Annotated in this window: 17 protein-coding genes; 4 read left to right on the top strand and 13 right to left on the bottom strand. The window is 70.3% G+C overall.

From position 1 onward, the window contains the following. Positions 1-130: 130 nt before the first annotated feature. From ACFYQA_RS01170 to ACFYQA_RS01190, 5 genes are all read right to left on the bottom strand, one after another. On the bottom strand, positions 131-2,383 hold the full coding sequence (locus ACFYQA_RS01170) for a DEAD/DEAH box helicase (RefSeq protein WP_388909771.1): 2,253 nt from the start codon (positions 2,381-2,383) through the stop codon (positions 131-133). Continuing rightward, on the bottom strand, positions 2,380-3,741 hold the full coding sequence (gene brxD, locus ACFYQA_RS01175; protein ID WP_388909774.1) for a BREX system ATP-binding protein BrxD: 1,362 nt from the start codon (positions 3,739-3,741) through the stop codon (positions 2,380-2,382). Before brxD ends, ACFYQA_RS01170 begins: the two co-directional genes overlap by 4 nt. Then, positions 3,738-6,497 (bottom strand): BREX-2 system phosphatase PglZ, encoded by a 2,760-nt coding sequence (gene pglZ / locus ACFYQA_RS01180; RefSeq protein ID WP_388909777.1) that lies wholly within the window; start codon positions 6,495-6,497, stop codon positions 3,738-3,740. Before pglZ ends, brxD begins: the two co-directional genes overlap by 4 nt. Next, positions 6,497-10,477, bottom strand: coding sequence for a hypothetical protein (locus ACFYQA_RS01185; RefSeq protein ID WP_388909780.1), 3,981 nt, complete (start codon positions 10,475-10,477; stop codon positions 6,497-6,499). The genes pglZ and ACFYQA_RS01185 overlap by 1 nt, the downstream gene beginning before the upstream one ends. Positions 10,478-10,641: 164 nt before the next feature. Beyond that, positions 10,642-11,169, bottom strand: a complete 528-nt coding sequence (locus tag ACFYQA_RS01190) for an ATP-binding protein (protein ID WP_388909783.1) — start codon at positions 11,167-11,169, stop codon at positions 10,642-10,644. A 490-nt stretch (positions 11,170-11,659) separates the two neighbouring features. On the opposite strand from ACFYQA_RS01190, the gene ACFYQA_RS01195 reads away from it, so the two are divergent. Beyond that, positions 11,660-12,280: a DUF2975 domain-containing protein gene (locus ACFYQA_RS01195; RefSeq protein ID WP_388909786.1), complete on the top strand. Its 621-nt coding sequence runs from the start codon at positions 11,660-11,662 to the stop codon at positions 12,278-12,280. Beyond that, positions 12,280-12,504, top strand: coding sequence for a helix-turn-helix domain-containing protein (locus ACFYQA_RS01200; protein WP_388909789.1), 225 nt, complete (start codon positions 12,280-12,282; stop codon positions 12,502-12,504). The genes ACFYQA_RS01195 and ACFYQA_RS01200 overlap by 1 nt, the downstream gene beginning before the upstream one ends. Positions 12,505-12,863: 359 nt before the next feature. On the opposite strand, the gene ACFYQA_RS01205 is transcribed toward ACFYQA_RS01200, so the two are convergent. Further along, positions 12,864-13,907, bottom strand: coding sequence for a hypothetical protein (locus tag ACFYQA_RS01205; RefSeq protein WP_388909792.1), 1,044 nt, complete (start codon positions 13,905-13,907; stop codon positions 12,864-12,866). A gap of 346 nt (positions 13,908-14,253) precedes the next feature. Beyond that, positions 14,254-15,021, bottom strand: coding sequence for a hypothetical protein (locus ACFYQA_RS01210; RefSeq protein WP_388909795.1), 768 nt, complete (start codon positions 15,019-15,021; stop codon positions 14,254-14,256). Between the two features lie 424 nt (positions 15,022-15,445). On the opposite strand from ACFYQA_RS01210, the gene ACFYQA_RS01215 reads away from it, so the two are divergent. Both ACFYQA_RS01215 and ACFYQA_RS01220 read left to right on the top strand, forming a co-directional pair. Continuing rightward, positions 15,446-16,294, top strand: a complete 849-nt coding sequence (locus ACFYQA_RS01215) for a Scr1 family TA system antitoxin-like transcriptional regulator (protein WP_388909798.1) — start codon at positions 15,446-15,448, stop codon at positions 16,292-16,294. Continuing rightward, entirely contained in the window at positions 16,291-16,494 is a 204-nt protein-coding gene (locus ACFYQA_RS01220) for a DUF397 domain-containing protein (RefSeq protein ID WP_388909801.1), read from the top strand. Before ACFYQA_RS01215 ends, ACFYQA_RS01220 begins: the two co-directional genes overlap by 4 nt. Before the next feature lie 72 nt (positions 16,495-16,566). Here the strand turns inward: ACFYQA_RS01220 and pglX are convergent, their stop codons facing one another. From pglX to ACFYQA_RS01250, 6 genes are all read right to left on the bottom strand, one after another. Then, entirely contained in the window at positions 16,567-20,298 is a 3,732-nt protein-coding gene (pglX, locus tag ACFYQA_RS01225) for a BREX-2 system adenine-specific DNA-methyltransferase PglX (protein ID WP_388909804.1), read from the bottom strand. 599 nt (positions 20,299-20,897) lie between these two features. Then, a complete protein-coding gene (locus ACFYQA_RS01230) occupies positions 20,898-21,374 on the bottom strand; it encodes a hypothetical protein (protein WP_388909807.1) in 477 nt (158 codons plus the stop codon). A 39-nt stretch (positions 21,375-21,413) separates the two neighbouring features. Then, positions 21,414-22,601, bottom strand: coding sequence for an amidase domain-containing protein (locus tag ACFYQA_RS01235; protein ID WP_388909810.1), 1,188 nt, complete (start codon positions 22,599-22,601; stop codon positions 21,414-21,416). A 514-nt stretch (positions 22,602-23,115) separates the two neighbouring features. Beyond that, complete coding sequence (locus tag ACFYQA_RS01240) at positions 23,116-23,436, bottom strand: DUF3293 domain-containing protein (RefSeq protein ID WP_360031854.1); 321 nt, start codon at positions 23,434-23,436, stop codon at positions 23,116-23,118. Positions 23,437-23,523: 87 nt separating this feature from the next. Beyond that, positions 23,524-24,093, bottom strand: a complete 570-nt coding sequence (locus ACFYQA_RS01245) for a GNAT family N-acetyltransferase (RefSeq protein ID WP_388909813.1) — start codon at positions 24,091-24,093, stop codon at positions 23,524-23,526. Next, positions 24,077-26,251 carry an ATP-binding protein gene (locus tag ACFYQA_RS01250; protein ID WP_388909816.1) on the bottom strand — a complete coding sequence of 725 codons (2,175 nt, stop codon included), beginning with the start codon at positions 26,249-26,251 and terminating at the stop codon, positions 24,077-24,079. The genes ACFYQA_RS01245 and ACFYQA_RS01250 overlap by 17 nt, the downstream gene beginning before the upstream one ends. Between the last annotated feature and the right edge of the window lie 9 nt (positions 26,252-26,260).

Consider the following 26,260-nt stretch of genomic DNA (forward strand, 5'->3'; position numbering starts at 1 on the left):
GCTCGCACCCGGTATCGATGTCGGTACGCGGTGCGGAGGACGCCGACTGCGACGACGAGCTGATCGAGGAAGCGGCGTCCGTGGTCGCCAGGACGTTGTCGTAGGAGGGCGACTCCGCAGGCGGGTTCTGTCAGCCGTCCTGTCGCAGCAGGAACCGGACCGGTTCAGCCAGTGCCGCCCGTGCGCCTTCGGCGTCCTCCAGCCGAGCGGCGAGGGTGGCCTCCGCCAGCCGCGCGGGCAGCGCTTCCGCGAACTTCAGCCCCCGCACGGCGTGCGGGTCCACCTCGGGCAGGGTCAGTCCCGTCCCGGCGTCCTCCACCGCCGCCCGCCACGACTGCGGGGTCGCGTCCTCGCGCAGCCGGACGAAGCGGTCGTCGACCGTCCGGTGCCGCAGGACGACGGAGGGAAGCGAGGCGGCCAGAGTGGCGTTCGCCCGGTGCCCGGCCCAGGTCCACCAGCGCACGTCGTCGGCACCTCGGCGGGTGATGACCGTGCCCGTCGGATGCACCACGTCCAGGTGCTTCTCCCGGGCTTCCGCGAGCTTCGCCTCCGCCCGACGGGTCAGGAGCACGGGAGGGCTGCCCCCGAGCAGCACATCGCGTACGGCACGGGCCAGGGTGAACGACCGGACGCGATGCGCCCCGAAGCCGCTCCACTTGGCGCGCCCGCCCTCGTCCGCGGGCTCCACGAAGCAGCGTCTGCGCCGCCAGTCGATGTACGTCACCAGCCAGCTGCGGCCCGCCAGAAGCAGCTTGCGCGGGCCGTCGGTCTCCTCGGTGAGCAGGTCCGGGTCGGTACGGCCGATCTCCGTGCGCCCGCTGAGCACGGTGAACTCGGGCGGTGCGGTGAACGAGGCCGTCAGGTTCATGAAGTGCCGGTGCCCGAAGCGGCGTTCGGCCTCGGGTCCGATGAACAGGGTGCCCGAGTCCCGCTCCAGGTAGCCCTGTTCCACCAGGTGCCGTACGACGGGTTCGGCGGCGGCACCGAACACGCCGAGACCGCCCCACCACTCCTGCCACAGGTTCTCCCCGACGCGGTGCTCCTGGAGGCACAGTGCGAGCAGTTGCTGGGCCACGAGATGCCGCGGCTCGGGAGGTGGGATCACCGGCTCCACCCAGCCGCGCGACCAGGCCAGCAGCAGGGCCGCGGCGGCCAGGAAACCCTCGTCGTCCAGGGCGAGGAAAAGGCAGTTGCGGTGGGTGCCGGGACGGCGTCCGGTACGGCCGAGGCGCTGCAGGAACGAGGCGACCGTGGCGGGTGCGTCGAGTTGGACGACCCGGTCCAGGTCGCCGACGTCGATGCCGAGTTCCAGGGTGCTGGTAGAGACGATGACACAGTCGCGGGCCTCGGCGAACGCCTCCTCCGCGCGCCGCCGTTCGTCGGTGGAGAGGGAGGCGTGGGAGAGGAAGGTGGTCACGCCGCGCAGCCGGAGCTGCTCGCCCAGTTCCTCGACGGTGCGCCGGCTCTCGCAGAAGACCAGGCGCTTCTCACCCTTGTGCAGGGCGGAGATGACGGTGGCCGCGTTGGCGACGGAGCCGACGTAGTCCAGTTCGATGTCGCCCGGCGGCACACTCGCACCCGGCGCATCCGTACCCGATGTACCCGGCGCATCCGTACCCGGCACACCCGTACCCGGCACACGCGTACTCGGCGTACCCGGCGCGTCCGGCGCGTCCGGCGCGGAGAGTCCGGCCCGCACCTCCGGTCTGGGCAGCGCGACACCGGGCGCGATGACCTGCCCCGGCCGTCGCCCCCGCCCCGACCCCTGGAGCCAGTCCAGCAGCTCGTGGGGGTTGCCGACGGTGGCGGACAGCCCGATCCGCTGCACCGGCCGCTCGACGAGCTTCTGGAGCCGTTCCAGTACGGCGAGCAGATGCCAGCCGCGGTCGTCGCCCGCGAACGCGTGCACCTCGTCGACCACCACGCTGTGCAGCCCGGAGAAGAACGCCCGGTGGTCCACATGGGTGCTGACCAGCATGGCCTCCAGCGACTCGGGCGTGGTGAGCAGGAGGTCGGGGCGCTGGGTCAGGATGCGCCGGCGCCGGCTCGAGGCGATGTCGCCGTGCCACAGTTCCGCGGTCCGGCCCACCCAGCCCGTGTACGTCTCCAGCCGGGGGTGCAGGTTGTTGAGGAGGGCCTTCAGCGGGGTGACGTACAGGATGCCGGTGCCCTTCCACCCGTGCCGCCCGGCGCGGGTGAGCAGGGGGAAGGCGGCGGCCTCCGTCTTGCCGCCGGCGGTGGGGGCCAGCAGTACGGCATCCTGCCCGGACAGCAGGGGTTCGATCGCCTGTTCCTGGAGTGGTCTGAGGGAGCGCCAGCCCAGCGAGTTGACGATGTGGTGGGTGAGGATCGGGTCGAGCAGGTCCAGCGCGTCGGCGCTCACGGCAGCTCCAGCTCCACGTCTCCGGCGTTCGCGGCCGCGTTGCGTTCCACCTCGTCGAGTTCCGAGGTGTTCACGGTGAGCGTGTAGTGGGTGCGTGGGTCGAAGTCGTCGAAGGTGTCGATGCGGTCGAGGATGTCGGCGACCAGTTTCCGCAGGTACAGCCGGGGCGCGATGCCGGCCTTGCCGCCGAGCGATCCGGTGACGGCACGGGCCAGTTCGTCGAGGTAGGCGTCGTCGGCCCGTGCGGTGATCCGTTCGGGGTGGCGGGCCGTGGCCTCGTACACCCCGCGTACCTTGCGGCCCAGTTGTCCGAGGGAGGCCAGGTCGAAGCCGGTCAGGCGCAGTTGGACGGCGCGCGGGGAGTCGAAGCGCGGGTCGGTGGTGAAGTCGGTCGCCAGCCGTTGGGCGAGTGGTGCGAGGCGTTGCACGCCCTGCTGTCCGTCGTAGAAGGCGGGGGTGCCGGTGATGACGAGGAACAGGCCGGGGAAGCGGCCCGCGTCGATCTCGTCGAGGAGTTGGCGCAGGGCGTTCAGGGACTTCTCCCGTACGTCGCCGCGTACCCGCTGGAGGGTCTCCACCTCGTCGAGGACCAGCAGGAGGCCGGGGTGTCCGCAGTCCCGCAGGACGGTCAGCAGGCCCTGGAGGAAGCCGAGCGCGGCGAAGTGGTCGAGGTCGCCGCGTACTCCGGCGGCCCGCTTGGCGGCGGCGGCGACGGACTTCTGCCCGCCGAGCCAGGCGATCAGCGCCTCGGCCCGCGCGCCGTCCCCGGCGGCCACGGCCTCGCGGTAGCCGCGCAGTGCGGCGGAGAAGGCGGGTGTGGTGCGGGCCACGTCCGCGAGCCGCCGTTCCAGCAGTTCGTCGACGGCACGGGCGAGCCCGGCCTCGTCGTTCTCGTCGGCGTCTCCGGCGTCGAGGACCTCCTCCTCCAGCGCGTAGAACCAGGAGTCGATCACGGCGCGCAGCGCGGAGGCCGGGTGTGTGGAGGTGGTCAGGCGTTCGGTGAGCCGCCGGTATACGGTCTCCAGGCGGTGCAGCGGCGTCTCCGTCTCGGAGATCTGGACCTCGCTGACGGCCAGGCCGCGCCGTTTCGCCCGCTCGGCCAGCCAGCGCGCGAAGAAGGTCTTGCCGGAGCCGTACTCGCCGCGCAGCGCGTGGAAGGCGGAGCCGCCGCGTACGACGGTGGCGAGGTCGTCGTCGAGGGCGTCCGCGAACCGCTCCAGGCCGACGGCGAACAGTCCGAGCCCCTGCTGCGGCACGGTGCCGCGGCGCAGGGCGTCGACGACGTCGCGGGCTCGGGCGGCGCTGATGCCGGGGGTGCTTGGCGCGTGCGGGGCCGGGGGCGGGATCGGGGTGCTCACGGGGCGGTGCCTTCCGGGAACTGCTGGCGCAGCAGCTCCCTGTCGAGGTGGACGGTGCGCCCGGACTCCACCAGTTGGAGCACGGGGTAGCCGTCGATGTTGAGGAGCCGTTCGAGCATGGTGACGAACCGCTGGGGGTTGCGTTCCGACTTGCCGGTGGCGGCCTGGGCGGCGGCGGCGACGGCGGCGGGGGAGAGTTTGCCGCCGGCTGTGAGCAGGGCGTCGAGCACGGCGGCCACGGCCGTGTTGCCGGGCGCGTTGCGCACGAACTCGCGCTGTGTCTCGAACGGCTTGCTGCGTACGGTCTGTTCGCCGACCGTGCCTCGCCCCGGCTGGGAGAACAGGCTTTCGTGCTGCGGCTGCTGCTTGCGGCTGCCGCCGCCCTTGCCGCCGCCACCTCTCTTGCCGCCGCGGGGGGCCGGTGCGGGTTCCTGCGGCTGTGCGGCTTCGGCGTCCCCGCGCCACCACTCGGGGGTGGTGTTCTCCGCGGGCAGGGCGGTCCAGCCGGCGGGGATCTCGATGCCGGCTGGGACGAACGCCAGGACGGGCACGGTGACTTCGGCGAGCGAGGCGCCTCCGTGGTATCCGGCCTGGCGGGCGGTGTAGCGCAGGTCGTCGCGCCAGGCGGCGGTGATCCGCCCGCCCGCGGTCCGTACCCGCGGCCCGGTGAGTTCTACTTCTCCGGGCCCGGCCGGGCCGGTGCGCCAGCGGGCGCCCTGCACGCCCTCGGACACGGCGGGACCGGACTCGCGGGGGCTGCGGTCCAGGATGTGCCCGTGGTCGGAGACGAGCAGGACCGGCCGGCCCGCGCCGCGGGCGGCGTCGAGCAGGTCGGCCAGTTTGGCGATGTCGGTCGGGCGCCAGCGGGCGCGCCCGTTGTCGCGTCCGTCGGCGAGCGCGTCGTCGATGGTGTTGACGATCACGCCGATGACGCGTCTTTCGTCGGCGAGGGCTTCGAGGAGGGCGGGGGCGAGCCGGTGCCCGGCCGTCCCTTCGTAGCCGCCCTTGTGGAAGAGCACGGCTTCGCGGTGCCGTTTCTTCCAGAAGGCGGTGAACCCGGCGCGTTCGGTGTCCTGCCCGCCCTCGGCGGGGGCTCCGCTCAGCAGCGAGGCGCGGCTGATCCGGGTGAGGGTGGGCAGCATGGCGACGGCGGCGAGGCGGCCGGGGCGGCGGCCCACCGGTGAGGCGGGGACGATCTCGGTCCAGGACCGCGGGGCGAGCCCGGCGGCTAGTTCCACGGCGACGTCGGCGCTCATCCCGTCCAGGACGAGCACGAGGGGCCGGCCGCCGTCGCGGGCCAGTGGTGCGGCGGCCTGGGCGAGCACGTCCTCGATCAGCAGCGCCCCGTGCGGTGCCTGCTGCGAGGCGGCCTCCGTCCAGATGGCCAGGGTCGCGGCGAACGACTCGTCGAGCTGTCGGCGCCGGTCGCGGACGCGGCCGATCAGCCGGTGGTACGCCTCTCCGATCCCGCTGTCGCGTGAGGCGTCGCCCTCGGCGAGGATGCCGGTCGCCAGGTCCACCCAGCCGGTGGACTCCAGGTGGTGGCGCACGCTTCTGCCGACGGATTCCTGCGCGGCTTGCGGGCCGTCGAGCCAGCGCAGCAGGCGTACGGCGGTACGGGCGCGTTCGGTGGAGTCCGCGTGGAGAACGGCGAGCTGGTGGTCGGCGAGGTCGCGCAGCGCGGTCCGCGCGGGGCCGGGCCGCCCGTCGAGCGAGGCGGCGAGGGTCCGTAGCCGGGCCCGGTAGCCGGAGGGCAGCAGCCGGTCCCCGGCGAGCAGCCCGGTCAGGTGCGCGGTGTCGGCGAGCCGGTCGGCGCGTTCCAGCACGGCCAGGACACGGGCCCGTGCGTCCGTGCCCGCGCTGCCGCCCGCTTCCGCCTGGGCGATCCACCGGGTCAGGACGCCGGTGGCGGCCGACGCGTAGGGGGCGAGCGCGTCGAACGAGCCGAGGGCACGTCCGAAGAGCGTGCCGAGCGCGAATCCGGCGTCGGCGGCGGCCGGGCAGGTCAGGGCGGCCGATGCCAGCGCGCCCAGGGGCAGGGCGTCGGCGCCGCGTCCGTCGGCGGCGAGTGCGAGCAGCGTGGGCGCGGCGGGGCCGGTCACCTCCTCCAGCCAGGTGGTGAGACCGGTTCGCTCCTGCTCCGGCAGTTCGGCGAACCGCCGGGGACCGGCCGGTGTGCGGCTCCAGTCGAAGAGGGTGTCGGCGTCCAGGTCCAGCGATTCGTCGCTGGTGTCGCCGAGGCCGACGCGGGCGGCGAGCAGGGCGCGCAGGGCCCGGTTCCGGGTGAGGACGGAGCCCGCCCGGGGCCAGCCGCCGGACGGCTCGGCCTCCAGGAGGGCGTCGAGGAGCCAGTTCTCGCGCACCATGCGGGTGTCCAGGTCGCCCGCTCCGAACAGCTGCTTGACGATGTCGGCCCGCTCGACGGCCAGCGGCCGGCGGCGCACCGCGTGCCCGCGCAGGTCCCAGCCGAGCTGGTCGGCGGGGACCAGGCCGGTGACGACGAGGACGCTGTCGCCGTCCGGGTCGACGGCGGTGGTGTGGTGCCGCCAGGCGTCGGCGATGCCGAGCGGCGAGTCCTGGTCGGTGACGTGCACCCGGCGCGCGACGCCGTCCACCTGGACCGTGAACTCGCGTTCCTCCTCGCCGCCCGCCCACACCGCGTCGACCAGCACCAGCCGACGCCCTTCGGCGCGGGGCAGCTCGGCCTCCAGCAGCACCTCGACGGCACGCCGCCCGGCGGCGGGCCGGGCCGCCATCAGCGGGCCCCCTCGACGCCTTCGGCGCCGTCACCGGACGCGTCGGACGCGTCGGACCTGTCGGCCGCGACCGGCTTCCAGCTGACCTCCACCGTGGCGCCCGGGTGGGCGGCGAGGTAGGCGCGGATGTCGTCCCGGACGCCCGCGAGTTCACCGGCCAGCTGCTCCTCCAGCGGGGTGGCGCCGGTGGCGGCGATGCGCCGGTGCCCCGCTCGCCGGGTGCGGTCCTGACCGTTCTCCTGAGCGGTGGAAGCCGGCTGAGGAGCCTGGGCGTCCGTCGCCCCTTCTTCGGCCTGCCCCGCGCCCGGATGGTGCGTGGCCACCTCCGGCTCGGTGACCCGCACGTCCCGCGGCCCCGGCACAGGCTCCTGCCGGGTGGTGAACACGTTCTCCACCTGGAGCGCGGCGTTGATGATCGCGTTGGCCCGCTCGCCCGCCTCCGCGAGCACCGGCACCAGGGACCGTTCGAACTCCGAGGCCCGCGCGGTCAGCGCGATCTCGTCGAAGAGCCGCCGGGCCCGGTCGCCCACGCCGTCCTCGCGGCCGGTCAGACCGCGTACGTTGCCGAGGACGGGCCAGGGGGCGTCGTCGAGGGCCCGCAGCACCTCGCCGGCGCTGCCCATGGCGGTGTTGAGGTCGCGTTCGGTCGCGGTGTACGACGCGGAGGCCAGTTCGCGCACCAGCGCGGTGGCGTCGCTGCCGTGCCGGGTGAGCCGGGCCAGCAGGGCGGCGGCCTCCCGCAGGATCGCGGTACGGGGAGCGGCCGAAGCGTCTGGAGCGGTCGGAGCGGCCGGAGCGGCCGGAGCGGTCTGGTCCGGGCCGTCGAGGCCGAGCAGCGCGGCGTGGCGGTCCAGCGAGGCCCGCACTCCGGCCACGTCCTTCTCCCACGCCTCCGCCCTGGCGCGGATGCCGTCGGCGAGCCGGTTGACGTTGCGCGCGTACATGTTCGGCTTGGCGGAGACGCCGAGCAGCCGGGCCGCCCGCTCGCGGGCCGCCGCGTACTCCTCCTCGCTGGGCAGCGGCTGTGCGCGCAGCGACCAGCCGGGGCCGATCTCGTGCAGCGCGGGCGCCTCCCGCTCCGGGCCGCCCTGGTACGCCCAGGCCCGGTCGTCGAGGAGCGCGTAGGCGGAGATGAGGAGGTTCCCGGTGAGCTTGTCGAGGCCGCCGTACCCGAGGTCCTTGGTGATCCAGCCGCGGATGTCCTCGACGGCGAGGTCACCGCGCTGCTTGTGGACGGACGCGGCCTGGTTGATGCGGGTGCGCCAGTCCTGCCGCATGACGAGCGGACCGTCGTGGACCGTGCCCAGTTCCAGCGGTTCCACGATCCGTTTGACGGTCTTCAGGTGGTGGCTGTCGACGTTCTGGGCGCGCCCGCCCTCGTCCATGGCCCGGGTGATCCACTCCAGGGCCGTACGCAGCTCACCGGCCGTCACCGCCTTGCGCTGGCCCTTGAGGTCCGGCCCGAAGTCGGGGTGCTTGGGGTGCAGGGCGGAGAACATGCCGTCGGCGAGGTGCTGCACGTTCGCCTCGAAGCCCTTGCCGCCCTCCTCCCGGGGCTGCCCGAACTCGGGCTGGAGCGAGAGCACATGGCGCCCGTCCGGCACCTCGGGGCCGGGGTTGGAGTCGGTCGGCCGGGCCAGCCCGTACACCTCGGCGAGGGCGCCGGTGAGCTGGTCGGTGAGGGTGTCGCGGGCGACCTCCAGCTGCCGCCTGACCTTGGTCCGGTCGTCGGGCGGGAAGGTGCCGGTGTAGTCGGTGAGCCGGTCGCGTTCCAGCAGGAAGTTGATGCGCATCAGCCGGCCGAGCTGGGCCCTGCGCTGGTCGGAGAAGAAGTCGGTGAGCCACACCAGGGTCGGGGCGGTGACCCCGTCCTTCCTCAGTTCCTCGACGCGGTGGAAGTCGTCGCTGGGGTAGTGGTCGCCGTCGTCGAAGGGGTAGTCGACGACGAACCGCACATGGCCGGCCGTGGCGGGGGTGAACTGTTCGTCGGGCAGGTCGGAGCGGTCCCGTACGTTGCCGAAGACGAACTCGGCGACGCGGCGCGTGCCGCGCCAGACGATCTCCTTCTCGGCGACGAACTGCCCGTCGCGCACCCCGGCCGCCTCCCACAGCCGGTCGCGCAGCCACACCCGGCGTACGCCCGCCTTGTCCTCGTCGGCGACGGCGTCCAGCAGCGGCTCGATGTCGAGGTCGGACAGGTGCAGCGAGAACACCGGGTCGGCTTCGCCGTCGGACCGGACCTCGGAGGGGAACGTGGCCTGGAGGTCCCGCATGCGCCGGACGACGACGTCTCCGGCGGGCACGGTCCGCGAGCGCACGGAGCCGTGGTTGAGGGCGGCGAGCCGTGCCCCGGTCAGCCGCCGCAGCGCGGGCACGTCGGGGGCGAGCGCGCCCAGCAGCAGTGTCTTGACGAACCGGTCGTCGGCCCGGAACTCGGCGTGCGTGTCGGAGCCGTACTTGTCCAGGAGGTGGGTGCGCGCCTTGGTGTAGAACTTCACGGCGGCTTCGGACTCGCGCTTCAGTTTGTCGGTGAAGGCGGCTCCGGTGCCGTCGACGAGGACGTCCCACAGGTCGCCGAGCGGGATGAGCTGTCCGACGGCGGCGTCGGCGTTCTTCTCCAGCAGCTGCTGGACGAGTTTGAGTCCGGTCCGTTCGCGCTGGAGGGCGCCGGAGAGGGCGACGAGCACGTTGAGCAGGGCGGGGGAGAGCGGGTAGACGGACCGGAAGCCGGTCCAGTCGGCGTGGGTGGCGCCGCCGCCGTCCAGCAGGATGTCCTTGACCTGCTGGTTGGAGCGGTCGATCCCGGCGAAGGCGTTCTCCAGCACCTCCTCCTTGCCGGGCCGCGGCTTGAGCACCCGTTCCTTGATGATCTCCGGGAGGTTGCGGTCCTCCAGGTCGACGGTGGTGAACCGCTCGTTCAGGTACTCGAGGGCCTGCTCCATCGCCTTGACGTCGGCGCCGAGGACGTCGGCCCCGACAAGCTGCGACAGATCGCGCTGCCGGGAGATCAGCGACACGATCGGCACCGGCCGGTCGGCGTCGCCGGACTCGATCAGTTTGACCAGTTTCTGGATCTCGTTGTTGACGAAGGTGCGGTCCCGCATGTGCGCCTGGAGCCACAGCACCAGCTCGTCCAGGAACAGCACCACACCGTCGTACTCCAGCGACCGGGCGTGCCGGCTGATCGCGGCGAGCCCGTTCTCCAGCGGCACGTACTTGGCGGCGTCGCCGCGCGCGCTCTCGGCGTACGACTGGAGCGGGCCGGTGAGCAGGGTCGACTCCAGCCGCTCCCGGCGCGGGTCACCGGCGGGCGCGGCGAAGGCCTCGTCCAGCTCGGCGGAGGTCCAGGCCCCGCCGGTGCCGATCACCTGGAGTTCGTCGTCATCGTCGTCCGCGCCCCCGCCCGCCGGGGCGCCGGCGGGCAGCAGTCCGACGAACGCCTCGTCGCCGAGCTGCTCCCGCAAGCGGCGGGCGTCGGCGAGCAGGGCGTCGGAGCGGAACACGACCGGGGTCGGCGCGTTCGGATGCAGGTCGCGTACGGTCCGCACGTACCCGCCGAGCAGTGCCTCGTCCAGGTTGGCGGCGCCGACGAGGTGGTACGGCACCATCAGGAACCGCTTGCCGCGCATCCACTCGTCGTGCTCGGCGATGACCTCGCGCAGTCGCGGCTTGGCGCGGGCGGCCGGTTCGCCGTTGAGGACGGCGTGCAGCACGGTCAGGAAGTGGCTCTTACCGGCGCCGAAGGACCCGTGCAGGTAGGCCGCCTCGGAGGACCCCTTGCGCACCGCGCCCCGCACCAGCTTCAGCGCCCTGCGGAACTCCTCCTGGAGCTGCGGGGTCACCACGTACTCCTCGACCCGCCCGGCCGAGTCGCCCCGGAACCCCTGGGACAGCTCGATCTTGAAGTCCCCGGCGGTGACGTCCTCCTTGATGTCGAGGACGTCCCTCAGTACGACGGTGTCGCCGCCACCCCTGGCCATATAACGCTCCCGATCCCCATGGCATCCCACACAAGTCCCCCCAATCCTGCCAGGCCACACAAGGGTGCCGGGGCGGGGCGGCGGGATCGGGGGTGGACGGGACCGGAAGACGAGGTGAGGCGGGTGGCGGGGCGGCAATGGGGGCAGGGCGGGGCGAGCGTGGATCAGGCCCGTGCCGTGTCCGAGGGAAGGGTGACGGGCGAGGACGGGGCGAGGACGGGGCCGAGGGCCGGGCAGCCGACCGGGTCGGGGGCCCGGCCGGGTACGGGGCTGGTGTCCGTGCTGGTGGCGACGAGCGCCCACACGGTCTTGCCGGGTGCCCCCGGCCGCTCGGCGACGCCCCACTCCTCGGCGAGCGCCGCGACGAGGGCGAGCCCCCGGCCGCCCTCCGTGAGCGGCCCGCCATCCGCCGCCGGGACGGGCAGCCGCTCTCCGCGCGCGTCGCTCACCTCCACGCGCAGCCGGGTCCCGTCCGCGTCCCTGCTGAGCCGCAGCTCGGCGTCCCGGCCGGGGACCCGGCCGTGGGTGACGGCGTTGGCGGCCAGCTCGGCGACGACCAGTTCGACGGTGTCGTGCACCGGGCTGCCGTAGGGCCACCCCCAGGCGTCCGTCTGCTGGGAGGCGAGGCGTCGGGCGAGCCGGGCGCCGCGTGGGGTGGGGGAGAAGCGGAGGGCGAAGGTGGGGGTGGTCATGCCCCGAAGATTCCGTGTCGACGAGGCTGTGACCAGCAATGACGTGCCTACGGACGGTTTCTGTGGCGGTGGGGCGGAGGGCTGTCGGGGTTGTCGGCGTGCTGGGGGGGGGTGGGTGAGGTCACGCCCGGGTGAGGCGGTCCGAGAAGCCGCCCCTCGGCACGGTCCACCTCTGTGGCCGGGGTCCTGGTCGGTGCGTCCAGCGGCCTGCGGGCACGCCTTCGCGCACCTGAAGAACTGACGCGTCCTGACCGGACTCCGCCTTCAGGCCCGGCACGCCACCACGCTCCTACGGGCCCTCCTCGTCCTCACAAGCCTTGAGATCGTCCGCCGGCGGATGATCTACGTCCCGGACAGCCGGCCACGGCCCGACCGGCGACTCTCAGGGTGAACGGGCTCGCTGGAGCGGATGCGTCTTCTTGACAGCACGCATATCGTTTATCGATAGTATCGATAAACGATATGCGTGCTGCGATCGGCAGGGGAGATCATGGGTACGAAGTCCTGGTGGAGCCGGACCGACAGCGGGTTGCTGGAGGCCGCTCTGGGCCTGGCCGCTCTGCTGGTCGGCGTCTTCGGGGTGCTGCTCCCGGCCCTCGGGGTGGTCGGTCTCATCGATCCGGTGGACACCCGCGAGATCGAGGCCGAGACCACGACCCGGGTGCCGGGCACCGTGACCGACGCGGTGGCGGGCCACGGCATGACCCTCACAGGCACCCACCGGGCCGACCTCGTCTTCGTCGGCCCCGACCTGGGTCAGCGCCTGCTGCTCGCCCTGCCGGAGATCATCGGCGGCCTGTCCCTGCTCCTCATCCTGGCCCTCCTCCTCAAGGTGGCCAGGACCCTGCGCGACGGCGACGTCTTCGTGCCGATGAACGCCCGACGCCTGAGCGTCATAGGGCTCACGGTGCTGGTGCAGGCCGTCATCGCCCCGGCGCTCCTGGCGATCACCACGGAGATGCTGGTGAGCGGCACCCCCGTGGCCGACCAGATCCCCTTCTCGGCCACCTTCACCGGCGAGTACGTCCTGCTCTCCTTCCTCATCCTGGCCCTGGGTGAAGTCTTCCGGCGCGGCACGAGGCTGCGCGCCGACACCGAGGGGCTGGTCTGATGCCGCCGGAGGAGGGACACCAGGTCCAGGTCCACCTGGACCGACTGCTGGCCGAGCGCGGCATGACCCTGTCCGAACTGGCGGTCAGGGTCGGGGTGACGGTGGTCAACCTCTCCGTTCTCAAGAACGACCGGGCGAAGGCGATCCGCTTCTCCACCCTCACCGCGATCTGCCGCGAACTGAACTGCGGGCCCGGCGACCTGCTCAGCATCCGCGAGGACTGATCCCGACCCAGAAGCTCTGGACAGAGGTCATGACTCCGCCGCCCGCTCCGGCAGCCGAACCACGGAATCCGTTCCGAGGACACGGTAGGCGCAGGACGCCGCCTGCTCGTCTCCGTCGCCGCTGCCCGATGCGCAGGCCGCAGTCGGCATCACTATGGCTGCCACCAGAAGCATGCGAGGGGTTCGCCCCGACCGGCTCATGGAGTTCTCCCGGTAGATGCAGCGGAGGGCCAGGACGTGTCCCCTGTCGACGTGTCCCGGCCCGAAGCCGCGTCCGGCCTCACGGATACCGACGGAGCGGAGGCCCTGTTCGTTCGGGTGCCGAGCCGATGCCCCGGTCCTGGCCCGGACGGTGCGACTCACCTCGGCGGTACGGAGCGGGCCGTGCAGTCCCGGCACAGGGCTTCGTCGGCGATCGGCCGGAAGAGGGTGGGCTGGGTGTGGTCGCCCGCGCACTCGCGTGCGCCTGCCAGGCGGGGGGACAGACGGGGTTCGAGGAGCTGCTCGGGTGAGGCTCCACCGGGTGGTGGGGTTGCTTCCGGCGCGGGGCCCGTCCCCGTCGGTACGGGCGGTACGGGCGGTACGTCGCGCAGGAGGTAGCGCAGCAGGCCGCCGGGGCGGTGGACGGTGCTGCCGTCGTCGGGGAGGCCGCGCAGGATGTGCAGGCGGACGGCGGCGGGCGGGTGCCCGGCGGCGAGCCAGTGGGTGGTGAGGCCGGCCAGTTCGGCGTGCATGGCGCGGGGGATGTGGTGGAGGGCGGGGGAGAGGTGGGGATAGGTGGAGACGAGGGCGCGGGCCTCTTCGAGGAGGGGCGGGGCGGTCGTCGTCTCCGGCTGCGTTTCCGTCTCCGCCGTCTCCGCCGTCGCTGCCGTCGCCGTTGCCGTCTCTGCCTCCGGCTCCGGCCCCGGACCGGGGGGTTCGGGGGGTCGGTGGGAGGTGTTCTCCCATGGGTCTTTCTTTGGATGACCGTCGGTGGGCGGAGTGGTCGGCTCACCGACGGCCGGAATCCGGGCACCCGGTGCGAGCTGCGGCGATACCCGTTCGGTGGTGGTCCCTCCGGCCGGGCCCACGGGCATCCCCGCGAGGAGCTTGGCGGCCTCGGCCGCGTTCAACGGGGTGCTGGAGACGAGCTGTTGGGTGGCCCAGAGGCCGCCGGGCCCCTGGACGCGCCGCTCGTGCACGAAGCCCTCGTCCTTGAGCTGACGCTTGGCCCGGGTGAAGGCGCTCCCGCCGATGTGGGCGCGTTCGGCGGTGCGCGACAGGGACTCGCGCGCCCCCTGCGGGAGGGAGAGCTGCCAGGTCAGGAGACGGACGGCGTCGGAGGTCAGACGCGGGTGCCGGATGATCTCGTGAGAGAGCTGGGTGAAGGCGCGCGGGGGCGCGATATGGTGCCGGTAAATCACGGGTGGAGTCTCTTTCCACTGGTGGTTCAGGCCCTCGCGAACGGCTGGAACCGTCGCGGGGGCCGCCTTCGTTCGCGCCCGGTGCGGCACGCGAAAGACGAGTTGTCGAGGCGACGCTACCGCACGCAGCGTGCACGGGCGGACGCGTTGAGTGAAGAAGGCTTTCGTGCGAGGGCGATGGCCCTGCCAGTGCGGCCCGTTACCCGCCCGCGTCGATCCCTCACACGGGCAGCGAGCAGGCGGTGGCCGTGGTACGGAGCATGGCTCCTTACAGAATCTCGGAAGGCCCTGCGGCGAGGAGCTGGGCTCTCCGCATCGGGTCGTCACATGCCGTTTGGTCCCCGTCTCACCGGGGGACGTCCTTGGCTTTCCCGATCAGAACGCCGAACGCCTGTGCCTTCTCCCTCAGCCCGGAGCTCAGGTCGACGGAATCCTCAAGCACCACTACCCGCTGGACCCGGCCGTGCCGAGGAACAGAACGGGCCGACCCGCCGACGTACTCGACGGCCTCTGTGAGGCGGTTCGTCTCTTCGCCAACTGATTGCTGGGGAGCCGCGACCCACGCGCCGTACGCGGTCTGTTCGCTGATCCAGCCGAGGTCGAACTGCGGGCCCCGCCGCGCCGGAGCGCGAACGTCGAGCGTCGCTCGTCCAGCCACCCGCTCGATGAGGCGTGACAGCAGCTTCTCGTGTCGCGGCGTGCCCCGCCCCAGCACACCGGCCTCGAACCGACTGATGCCCCGAGTGCGCAGGCGAAGCCTGTCGAACGGGCCGCCGAGGAACCCTTCCCCGACCTCGGGCATGACGGTCACGTGATCGCCCTGTACCTCGAGCTTTCGGCACTGAGCCGGAGCTCCGAACAGAAGATCCGAGTAGCCGGCAGCGTCAACCACGTGGATGTGTCGACCTGCTGTGCGTGAGTCGATGACTGCCAGAAGTTTTCTGCTCAGCCCTCGGTCCGTGTCCTTGACGTTGCCTGCCAACACTCCATGGACAACGAGGGTTACCTTCCTGGAGAAGCTGTCCTGGCGGACAGCTCCTAATGCCTGCGAACGAGAGAAGCAGTCATCACGGACAACCCATTCACCGTCCACCAGGGTTTTCCCGGTGAACATGATGGTGTGCCCTCGGAGTTCGCCTATCCAGCCAGTGCACCGTGCGGACACTCTCGTCAACCTCCCACCGGGTCCGAACATCCCTTGTCACGCAGAGTACTTCGGGTGTTGCGGAGAAGGAGGAAAGTCCCGAGGATCGACCTCCACCTCCCCTCTCCAACCGCCCGGGCAGGGGTGGCGTAGTCGGCGTGTGCTGCTGCACACCGACGTCGTATACGCCGCTCAGCGACGGGGACCTGACTCACCTACGACGACGAGAGCGAGACGCTCCCGCTGGACGTTGGGGACGACGCCTGGGACGAGGTGACCTGCTCGTTCACTCTTCCGGCGCAACTTGTCCCGCTATCGGCGTGGTTGACACGGGGGCGTCCTACGGTGCGAGCACGGATGACCGGTGAACGGATGTGCTGAGGGGACGAGCGCGATGGAGTCGGGAGCGGATGCGGGCGCGGGTGCGGAGGACACGGGCGCGGACTCGAACGGGGAGTTCCTGCGCTGCTTCGGGCGCCAGATGAAGTTGCTGCGTGAAGTGGCGGGGCTGACGCAGGCGCAGTTGGGGAGCCAGGTCGGTTACGGCGAGGCGCAGATCGCGGCGGTGGAGCAGGGGCGGCGCATCCCCAAGCCCGAGCTGATCGACGCGGTGGACCGGGCGGTGGGCGCGCGGAGCGTGCTGATGGCCATGAAGGAGGAGGTGGCGAAGGCTCGGTATCCGGGGTTCTTCCGGCGGTACGTGCAGCTGGAGGCCGAGGCTGTTGAGCTGCATGCCTACGTCACCCACGCGGTCAAGGGCCTTCTGCAGACGGAGGAATGCGCGCGGGCGGTGTTCCAGATGTGGCGTCCCTTGCTGGACGAGGAGGCGATCGAGCAGGGTGTGGCGGCGCGACTCGAGCGGCAAGGGTTGTTCGGACGTCGCCCAGCTCCCCTTCTGAGCTTCGTCTTTGAAGAGCACGTTCTTCGGCGGCCCCTTGGCGGGCGTGAAGTCTGGCGCGGCCAGCTGGAGCAGCTTCTGATCTACGGGCATCAGCGCAACGTCGAGATGCAGGTCATGCCGGTGGATCGAGAGGAACATGCAGGCCTTTCTGGTCCGTTCACATTGATCCACTCGAAGAACGAGCGCAGGATGGCATACATGGAAGTGCAGGGTTTCAGCACCTTGCACACGGACCCGAAGAAGGTCAGCCCGTTGGAAGCAACGTATGGAGTCCTGCGAGCGCAGGCGCTGACTCCACGAGAGTCGCTGACCTTCATCGAGAAGCTGTTGGGAGAGCTATGAAGGCATACAGCCCAGATTTTGCTGGTGAGCTGAGCTGGTTCAAGAGCAGCTACAGCGCTGGCGACGGCGGCGACTGTGTCGAGGTCGCGGACGCCGGTACGGCCGTGCTGGTCCGCGACTCCAAGCGGCCCGGCGATGCGGTTCTGACCGTTGGTGCCGACCAGTGGGCGGCGTTCGTACGGATGACAGCGCGCGACTGATCTGAAGCGGGAGGGGCGGTCGGAGGCCGGGACTTGGCCTCCGACCGCCCCTTCTTCATGGGCGCAGCTCAGTCACTCACTCTTCTTCTGCCGCTCGCGTGTCTTCTTCTCGGGGCGCCAGTTGACGAGGTCGTTCTCGGACCACTGTCCGTCGGAGCGGCCTCGCTCCAGAGCGGCCTGGAACTCCTCGGCGGGGTTGCCCTCCCACTCCTCGTCGTACTCGCCGTGCCACTGGTGCACCCAGGGCAGTACTTCCCGCAGTCCAGCGAGCAGCGGGACGAACCGGGGGTCCTTCTTCTCCCAGCCGCCGTCCTCGACGCGGCTGCGGACGAGTCCCACGAGGGCGTCGGCCTGGTCGCGGTGGTTCCAGCCGGCCCAGCCGAGGAGCAGGGAGGTGTCCGACTCCAGGGAGGCGCCGGGGTAGGAGATGAAGCGCTCCTTGGGCACGTCGAGCTTGCCGCGGTGGGACCAGTAGGAGTTCTTGGTGAAGTCCGCGCTGGTGTACTTCGGCGGCACCTTGATGTCGAGCCGCTTCCCGGTCCGGTCCTCCTCGCGCTGCTGCTCCCAGACCTGCTCCCACTGCGCCCGCTTGCGCAGCCCGGAGTCCTTGTAGCGGAGGGCGGCGAGATACGGCACGTGCTCGGCCTCGATGACGGCGGCGAGGACGGTGGCAAGAGAGGCATCACGCTTGCCGAGGTGATCGGCGGCGTACAGCGCAGCGACGGCCTGGACGTCCTCGTCGTGACGCAGCTCGTCGGCGAGCTGGTTGACGGTCAGCGGCCGAGGCACGGTGAACCCGTCCCGCTCCTCGAACCACAGCTCCTCGCGCTCGGCGGCATCGAGCAGCCAGTTCCGCAGGGCAGCGGCTTCCCGCTTCTCCCAGGGCTCGGTGGACCAGCGGCGCTTGTACTCGGGGCGCTCGATGAGGCGGATGTCCTTGTTGGCCTCGATGAGGTCGATACGGGCCTGGACGACCTTGCGGTAAGTCTCCGGCCAGTGGGCGGGGATCTCGGTGATTGGGGTGGACTCGTGGCGCTCGAACCACTTGCTACCTACTTCGCCGCCCCGCGCTTTTCGAGCCCATACGATTTCGAAGGAGCGCTCCCCGAGTGCCACTTCGGGGACATCAGCGCCCACAGGAACAGTGGTCCGCGCGACCTCCTCGGCGGTGAGCAATCCGTACGACCCGTACACCGTCCAGTCAAGCTCCTCCTGCAAGGCGATCATCCGCGCGCGGATCTCTTCCTCTGTCTGGTGGGTGTGGTTCAGAGCTTCGCGAGTGGGTAGGGCATGGCAGGTCAGCCTGGAGGGGGCGTGCTTGGTTGAAGCTTGAGCGAGAGCGTCAAGCTTTCGACTAAGAACGAGGGGGAGTTGCTTAGGTAGCGGGAATTCATGGAGCTTGGTGGCTGTGAATTCGTAACGGGATTCCCAAGGCTCGTCAGCGTCCCCTCTTTCTGCTCCAGGACGGCCCTTGTTGTGACTTACCTGCTTCAACCAGAAGCCTGCGGTCGACGAGTTCAGGACCCCCAGCAACTCCAGATGACGCTCCTCGCTCGCCTCCTTTGGCAACTTGATAACTGGCGCGGACTGCATGAATACGTCCGTTCCGCGCTCCAGTGTGAAGTGATTGTGGGTTGCGACAAATGCGAAGCTGATCAGCCTCGGGGACCAGTAGCGATTCGCTGAGAAACTTGAATATTCGAACCAGGTTCGACCTTGCTCCTCTTGGGTTCCAGATAGAGCGCGCCTCAGCTTCAGAAGCGTCCTGCTAGGCCAAAGGAATTGCTCCTCTCGTAGGCCGATCCAGGCTTGCTGGTCACTGTCCCGATATGGGAAGAGGGAATTAGTGCCGCCGTCGGAGCCCCAGTCGCGCAAGGATGTCCCTCCGACGATCGGGCGGGAGTTACTTGCGGAGATGTGTGAGCGAAGCCAGGATGCATCTCCGAGAATATAAGCGTCGTTTTCCCGTGTGACCGCACTGAAGCCGATGTTTTCCACGGAAGCCCGAAGCTTGATAGCGCCGCTTTCCTCAAGGCGCTTCATGAGGGGTCCGCTACCACCACCGCCCAGTGACCATGGATGATCTGCCCAGTTTTCACGCTTCGCATCCTCAACAGACACCCAGTCCGACTCGCTTCCAGGCGTTCTGACTTGTTTCACGATCGCCTGCCAAACGAGCCCGTTCTCTGGGACCTTTGGCTGGCTTCCTTCACCTCTTACGCCCAGCACTGCACGGATCGGTTGCGCCTGTTGAGCTACCTGGTTGCGCCCAGCCAGGATTACAGTCGGCGTCCCATGCCCCGGAATGAACGCTCCCGAAGTGTCAATTACATGCGTCAGGTCAACTCTCGGAAAGAAATCCTCAATCAGCTTCTTCCCGAACTCTCGCTTCATAAAGGAATTCGAGGTGATTTGCCCACTGAACCCCCCATCCCGATGATCACCCCCCGCCCTGATCCCCAACTCAAAGATCCGCTGAGCAAACGGCACCGACAACGCGTACTGCCGATAGCAGGCGTCGTAAGCAGCCTTGTAGTTCTTGTTCTCGTTGGCGTCCTTGACGGTGATGTACGGCGGATTCCCCACCACCACGTGATACGACCCCCGCCCGAGAAGATCCACCTCCCGCGCGTACCCCTCCACGTCCTCCGTGCGGTAGTAGAACGGCTCGTTCTCCGCGAACAGGGTGTCCAGGGACTCCGTGACCGTCTCCGCGCCCCGCCCGTGCAGCAGAGAGTCCGCCACCGCCACCCGAATCGGCAGATCGGGCGCGCTCCCCAACTCCCGCACCCCGCAAGCCTTCAGCGCGGCCACCAGCAACCGGAACCGTGCGATGGCCACGGCGAACGGGTTCTTGTCGGCGCCGTGGACGGACTCCAGGGCCCGCCGGACCAGCACCCACGGTTCGGTCCCGGGCTCGGCCTCCCGCCACTTCGCCAGCAGCCGCTCGAAGAGGCCCAGCAGGAAGTGGCCGGAGCCGCAGGCGGGGTCGATGCACCGCAGCCCCCGCACGACGTCCGCACCGTCGGGACCGTCGGCGGAGACCTCTCCGTGCCACCCACCGGGCCGGTGCTTCCACGCCGGCGTGAGGCCGAACTCCTCGACGGCCGGTTCCAGCGTCAGGTCGAGGATGAACTCCTCGACGAACACCGGGGTCTGGAGCAGCGCGTACGTCTTCCGGGCGTGCTCGGACAGGTCCTGGTACAGGTCGCCGAGGAACCGCGTGTCCAGCTCGGGGTCGGTGAAGTCGTGGACGATCTCGCCGTCCGCGCCCCGCTGACGCCAGAAGGCGAGCAGAGCCGTTGCTGCCTCGTACGAGGGCGTCACCTCGTACAGCGGGTTGTGGGTGCGGTCGAACAGCCCGGCCACCGTCCGGTGCGACGCGGCCAGCGCGTCGAAGGAGTCGAGCAGCCAGTCCCGGTCGTTCTTCGACGGGTTCGCCCGGAAGTACGCGTCGTGCCGGTCCTGCGCCTCCGCGAGCCGGTCACCGGGCCCGGAGAACCACGGGTCCGCGATCAGCCCGTTGTCCTCGCTGAACCGTACGAACACACAGGCCAGCACCCACGCCGCCGCGATCTGGACGACCCGGTCGTCCCGCCACGTCTCGTACATGGCCGCCGTACGCTCCGCCGCGACGGCCTTCTCGTACTCGGCCCGCAGCGCGTCCCGGAACTCCGCCTCGCTGTCCGTCCGCTCGCGGAGATCGTCCTCCAGGAGACGCGCCTGCGCCTGGAGATCCTTCAGCAGCCGCGTCCGGTCCAGCGCGGACCCCGCCCCCTGCGTCCCCTCAACCGTCACCGTCACAGCCGCACCTCACATCCCGCTCGTCGGCCCGCGATCTTCGCGGATGCGCCGATTTCCCAGCGAACCCCCCAAGGCCCGCCGTCCCATCCTGCCAGCCAGGCCGCACCGGGCTCAGGAGGATCGATGCGCATTGAACTATTCACAGGGTGCGATCCGGCATGTGCGCTGCTCAGACGGTTGATCGTGCGCCAGCCGTCCTGGTGGTGCGGTGTGACCGCAGGGGACGGCGGCTCTGGGGAGGGCCGCGGGGTGGACGGCCGGTCGCCGTCCACGCGGATCAGCGACACGTGGGGGTGCGATGGGCAGCCTGGGGAACGGCCGAGCCGGCAGGCCACCGGCGAAGACCGGGAACAAGCGGAGCAGGACCGGGAGGCGGCTTTCCCCGCAGGAAGAGGAACTGCGGCGCCCGCGCGCACAGCGGGACCTGGAACGCGCCCGCGAAGCCGAACGGCGGCGCAAGCGAAGGCGGGCGGAACGGGAGCGCGGGCACCGAGCCCGGTCCCGCCCGGTGGCGGACGACCCCGCCGTCCGGCTCGCGGGGTCCTGCGGGGTGGTGGCCCGGGCCGGATCGTCGGGCCGGGCCACCACGACGGTGGTCGTCAGGAACGAGGCGGGTCGGTCGCAGAGGTTTCCTTGCCCGGCTCACCGGGCTGATCGGTGAAGACCGTCAGGTGCCAGGTGCCGTTCTCCCGCGTGACGGTGAAGGTGTCCTGGAGGGGCTTGCCCGTCTTGTCCTCGGCCAGGAGGCGGGCCGAGCCGACGTCCGGGCCCATGTCGTGCTGGATCCGCACGTCCTTGATCTTCCACCCCCGTCCGCCCTGATCGGCGAGGATCCGCTCGGCCTCCTGCCGGGACCACTCCTCGTCCTTGACGCCCCCGACCGACATCAGCCCGTCGGCGCTACGGGAGTTGAGGGCCCGCACATAGGCTTCGACGGCCGCGCGGGCTCCGTCGGAGGATGCCGAAGCCGAGGACGAGGGTGCCGAAACACCGGGCGGCGCTTCATCCTCCTGGGACGAGCAGCCGGATGCGACGACCAGGGCGGCCGCCACGGCCAAGAGGCGTCGACGTTGCACAGCACACTCCTGTTTTCCGGTGAGGGAACGGGCAGCCTGTCAGGTGCGGTGCGCATACCACCAGGCGCGCGGGTAGTCGGAGAGGATCTTCTTCAGGCTTTTGTTGTGGGTGTCGCTGGTGTGGTAGGTCAGATACGGCGTACCGCTGTACTTCTTCGTGACGATCATGGTGTGGTCGATGTTGTCGTTGCGGTTGAAGTCGGCCTGGAGAACGTCGGCCGAGGCCAGTTTCCACACGTTGTCGAGTATCTTGGTCCGCTTCGCATGCTTCTTCGCGAACCAATACCAGTTCTCGGCCCCGGCCCATGTGTAGCTGGTCGTGGACTTCGTCGGCCCGTAGAACCAGTACTTGTTGCTCTTCCGCTGGATGATGGCGCCGCCCTTGGGCCCCCAGCCGCCGGCCAGCATCGCCTGGGAGATGAAATTGGTGCAGTCGTTGCCGTACGTGCGGTAGGCGTTGTTGTGGTTTTTCCAGTACTTGTCGGCGTAGGACACCATCTTGCCGTAGTTGTAGTTCGCCGAAACCGTGGGTTTGACGTAGTCGACGCTGTTGGCGGGCAGCGGTTCGACATCGGCTCCGGCGTCCTTGCTCCCTTCGGCTTCGTCCGGTGTGCCGCCCCCGTCGTCGACGGCGGCGTCGACGTCCACGTCGGCCACCTGGGTCGTCGCGGTCGGCCCGCCTTCCGCGTCGGCCTCGTCGGACGACAGCAGCCAGGCGCCGTCGGGGCCCTGGGCGAACTGCACCGTGTGCGAGAGCGACAACTCCTCATACTCCGGCGCGCCCTCCTCGACCTCCTGAAGCGTGAACGGGAGATACAGACGGGTGTGCTCGGTGAGTTGAAGCGTTGCCGACTGGCCGGTGACGGTCACATCGGTGACCTCCACGTCGACCTCCGCCTTGGTGTAGCCGCCGTCGGCTTCCTCGTACCGTCGGCCCTTCTCCACCAGGGCGGCGAACTCGTCCTGTATCTGGGCCGTCATGGAACGAGTCGCCTGAACCTGCCCGCGAGCGGACTTCACCGCCGGACGGGCCGTTGTCAGCAGGTCGGCCCGCTGCTGAAGGTAGCCCTCGGCGAGCTGGGTGAGTTCGGTGGTGTCGGCGCTCGCCGACGGCGTCGCCGTGGGCGAGGACGTCTGAGCGTGTGCCGGTGTGCCGATGAGCGTGAGCATCGCCGCCGCCGTGGTTGCGGCTGCGGCGACGACACGTCTGTGCCCCGTGGTGCGCATGAATCCCCCTGCATGAGCTGACTGGTCGGCCTCAGCCTGTATGTCAGGAGATCGAATGCGAACACGTCGTTCCCGTATGACGAGTTCCAGATCCAGGAATGGCCGGTTCCTGTTCGAGGTATTTTCGACGTGAACCAGATCTGGTTCCGCTGGAGCATGTCGGCACGGGCCTTGCGGCCCACCGGGCTCACGTCGTGCCTGCCGAGGAGCGCGGCAACACGCGAGAAGCTGCTCGGGGAGGACGATCTGGGAGGAGCGCCGCTCGAGTCGCCCCGATGTGTGGTGACGTCATCCCGTGCCGTCCACATGCGGGCGGGCCAGGCGGCGCAGCGGGGACGTCCTGTCCCACACGTGCCGGCGCGCACCGCACACCGGGTCCGTCGCGTACGTCACCTCGGCCGGGAAGCCGTCGGCCCTGACCCGCTCGGCCGACGGCTCGGCGAGACGCCTGCCGCAGCGGGGACAGTGGTCCGGGGTGTGCGCATGGGATACATGCCCATGGTTCTTCTCCCGCCTACGCCGGCGCCGACTGCGTGGACGCCGTCCACCCGCTCACCGCCACGGCGGCGGTGTCACACGCCAGGACCCGCCAGGCGCCGGGAGTCCAGGCGAAGACCGCGTCCTGCCTGAAGAGGCGTCCCAGGTCACGCGCCGCGGTATCGCTCAGGCCGACGACGGCGACGCTCTCCTCGCGATGCGTGCCGCACGCGTCGCCTCCCTCAGCGGGCCACCAGGTGAGACCACGGTGACGGACCTCGTCGAGCAGTAGGAATTGAGCGTGGGCGTTGGCGTCGTCCGACGCGGTACGGCCACGGGGGTTCCAGGCGGTGATCACATGGCCGGTGGCCCGGGCCGGATCGTCGGCTCAGGCCACCATGGTGGTCGTCCACCCCGGAACATGCCCCGGAGGGGGTGGGCCCGACTACCGGCGCGGAACGCCCAGTTCGCGGACGTAGATGTCCCAGCAGGGCGGTGTGACGCCGGCCAGAGGACCCTTCCTGCCGACCTTCCTCCACCCCCAGTGCCGGTAGACGCCCTGCGTGGCGAGGGCGGTGGGCTGCACCGAGAGGACCGCGCGCTGTTCCTCGCGGTCGCGCAGGAGCTCCTCCATCAGGCGCTTCCCCGTGCCACGGCCGCGCCGTTCGGGGAGGACCGCCAGGCTGATGACGGCGAAGGTCCGGCCCGGCCGTTCCCGTACCAGGCCGGCGGGGAGCGGGTGGGTGAAGTCGCGCCACCAGCCGTGGTCGACGGGGAGCGGATGACCGTAGACGTAGCCGACGAGGCGATCCCGCTGCCTGGCCACGACCAGCCGGAAACCCGGAACCGTCATCAGGCTTCCGAGCTCCTCCTCGTGTCCCGGCGACATCTCCGGCACCCAGGCGAACGGCTCGGCGGAGAAGACACCGTCGTGCAGGTCGCAGATCCGGCGGAACCAGTCGGCGGCCGACTCCCGTCCGCCGCCCTCGAACACGACCTCACCCGGCTCGACCACCTTCCTCCCCCTTTCTGCTCCTCGCGTCCGCGATGTCCTCCACCTGCCTCCGCAGGGTGTCGGAAAGCGCGTCGCCGAGCTCTTCGTAGAGGCCCGCGGCCCGCGTCCAGAAGTCACGGGCGGCGGCGAACTCGCGGCGCGCCAGGGACACGTCGCCCAGACTTCTGAGCGTCGACGCCTCGCTGCGCCGGTCGGTGAACTCGCGGAACGTCTCCAGGGCTCGCCCGAGGTGCTCCTCCGCGTCGTGGAGCTCACCCAGCTCGCCGAGACTGTCGGCGAGGTGGAGCGCGCCCCAGGCCTCACTCCACCGGTCGTCGATCGAACGGAAGATGTCGATGGCGCGGCGGCAGAGCGCGGCGGCCTCCGCGTGGTCGTCGCGGGAACGGGCGCACTTCGCGAGACTGAGCAGGCTCATCCCCTCGCCCCGCCTGATGCCGTGCTCCCGGAACACGGCCAGTGCGGCCTCGAAGTGCGCCTCGGCGCCGGGGTCGCTCCGCTCCAGGGCCACCAGCCCCAGACCCCGCAGCGAGAACCCCAGCATCCAGGGGTCGTCGATGTCCCGGCTGATCTCCGCAGTGTGCCGGTAGTGCTCGACGGCGAGGTCGTACGCCCCGGACCGCCAGTTCACATCACCCAGACACAACAGGTTCGACGCTTCTCCCAGTGGGTTTCCGACCAGCCGTGCGGCGTCCAGCCCGAGCTCGTGGACATGGTTCCAGTCCGACCAGTGGGACCCGAGCTCGAAGAATCCGTCGGCCACCACGGGCAGCATCCACGCGATGTCGTACTGCCCCCAGGCGACCGCCTGTCGCAGTGCGGAGAGCAGGTTCTCGCGTTCGGTCTCGAACCACCGCAGCGCGTCGGCGGCCCCCTCGAAACGCTCGACCGGGCGCACCTGGCCCGGAGGGACCAGGGGAATGGAGTGGGAGTGCGGAAGAATCGCCTTCCGTCCCGCGTCGGCGCTGAGCAGGTACCAGGTGAGGATCCGGCGCACGGCCCGGGTTTTCTCTTCCTGCGGCTCTTCGGCGGCCAGCTGCTCCACCGCGTAGGAACGCAGCAGATCGTGCATGCGGTATCTGTCCCTGGCGGTCTCCTGGAGAAGATGGACATCGGCGAGTTCGCCGAGCCTGCGCCGGGCAACCGCCGGAGTGAGGACGAGAAGTGCTGCCGCGGAGCTGCTGCTCAGCACCTTTCCCTCATGCAGTCCCAGGATTCGGAAAGCTCTTCGGGATTCCTCCGGGAGCGCTCTGTAGGACCATGAGAAGACGGCGCGCACATCGCTGAGTTCGTCCTCCCGATCGGCCAGGGCATCGAGGAGATCCTGTTCCTGGACGAGTTCGTCCACGAGTTCGTCCAGGGAGAGCAACGGTCGAGCGGCCGCACGTTCCCCCACGACGCGGAGGGCCAAAGGGAGACAGCCGCAGAGCTGAACCACTCGCCTGGCCGCCTCGGGCTCCGCGTCGACCCGTAAGGGCCCGATCACTTCACGCAGGAGGCGCACCGACTCCTGCGGTGACAGTACGTCGAGTGTCACACGCGCTGCTCCCTCCCGCGCCACTAGACCGGACAGTCTAGTTCGACTGGTGATCAGGACGAGGCTGGAGCGCGAGGCGGGAATGACCTGTCTGATCTGCTGGACGGACGACGCGTTGTCGATGAATATCAGGATCTTTTTCCCGTACACCATCGAGCGGAACAACGCGGCGCATTCCTGCTCGTCGATCGGAATGCGGTCCGCCTCCACGCCGAGGCTCCGCAGGAAGGAGGTCAGAGCCTGCTCGGGTCCCAGCGCGTTGCCGCTGTTGTATCCGCGCATGTCGATGTACAGATCACCGTCGACGAAGTGCCGGCGGACCCTGTGCGCCCAGCGCAGTGCGAGCGCGGTCTTCCCCACCCCCGGGCCCCCGGTGATCGCCGTCACGACGGCCGGAGCATCCTCACCTTCGTCGGCGGGCTGTGGATGCAGCGTGTCCAGCGCGGCCAACTCGTGCACGCGGTTGACGAAACCCGGTACTTCGTAGGGGAGTTGGCGGGGCGGGGGGAAAGAGTGATCGGGGCCGTGCACATGTACACCACCATGCACGGTCCCGGCCTGGACCACCACGTCACTGTCGCCGCCGGAGAACTCGTTCGAGACGGATGTCGGCTCGTCGGCCATGTGTCTGGT

It is taken from the genome of Streptomyces sp. NPDC005774, assembly GCF_042871645.1.
Classification (GTDB): Bacteria; Actinomycetota; Actinomycetes; order Streptomycetales; family Streptomycetaceae; genus Streptomyces; species Streptomyces pratens.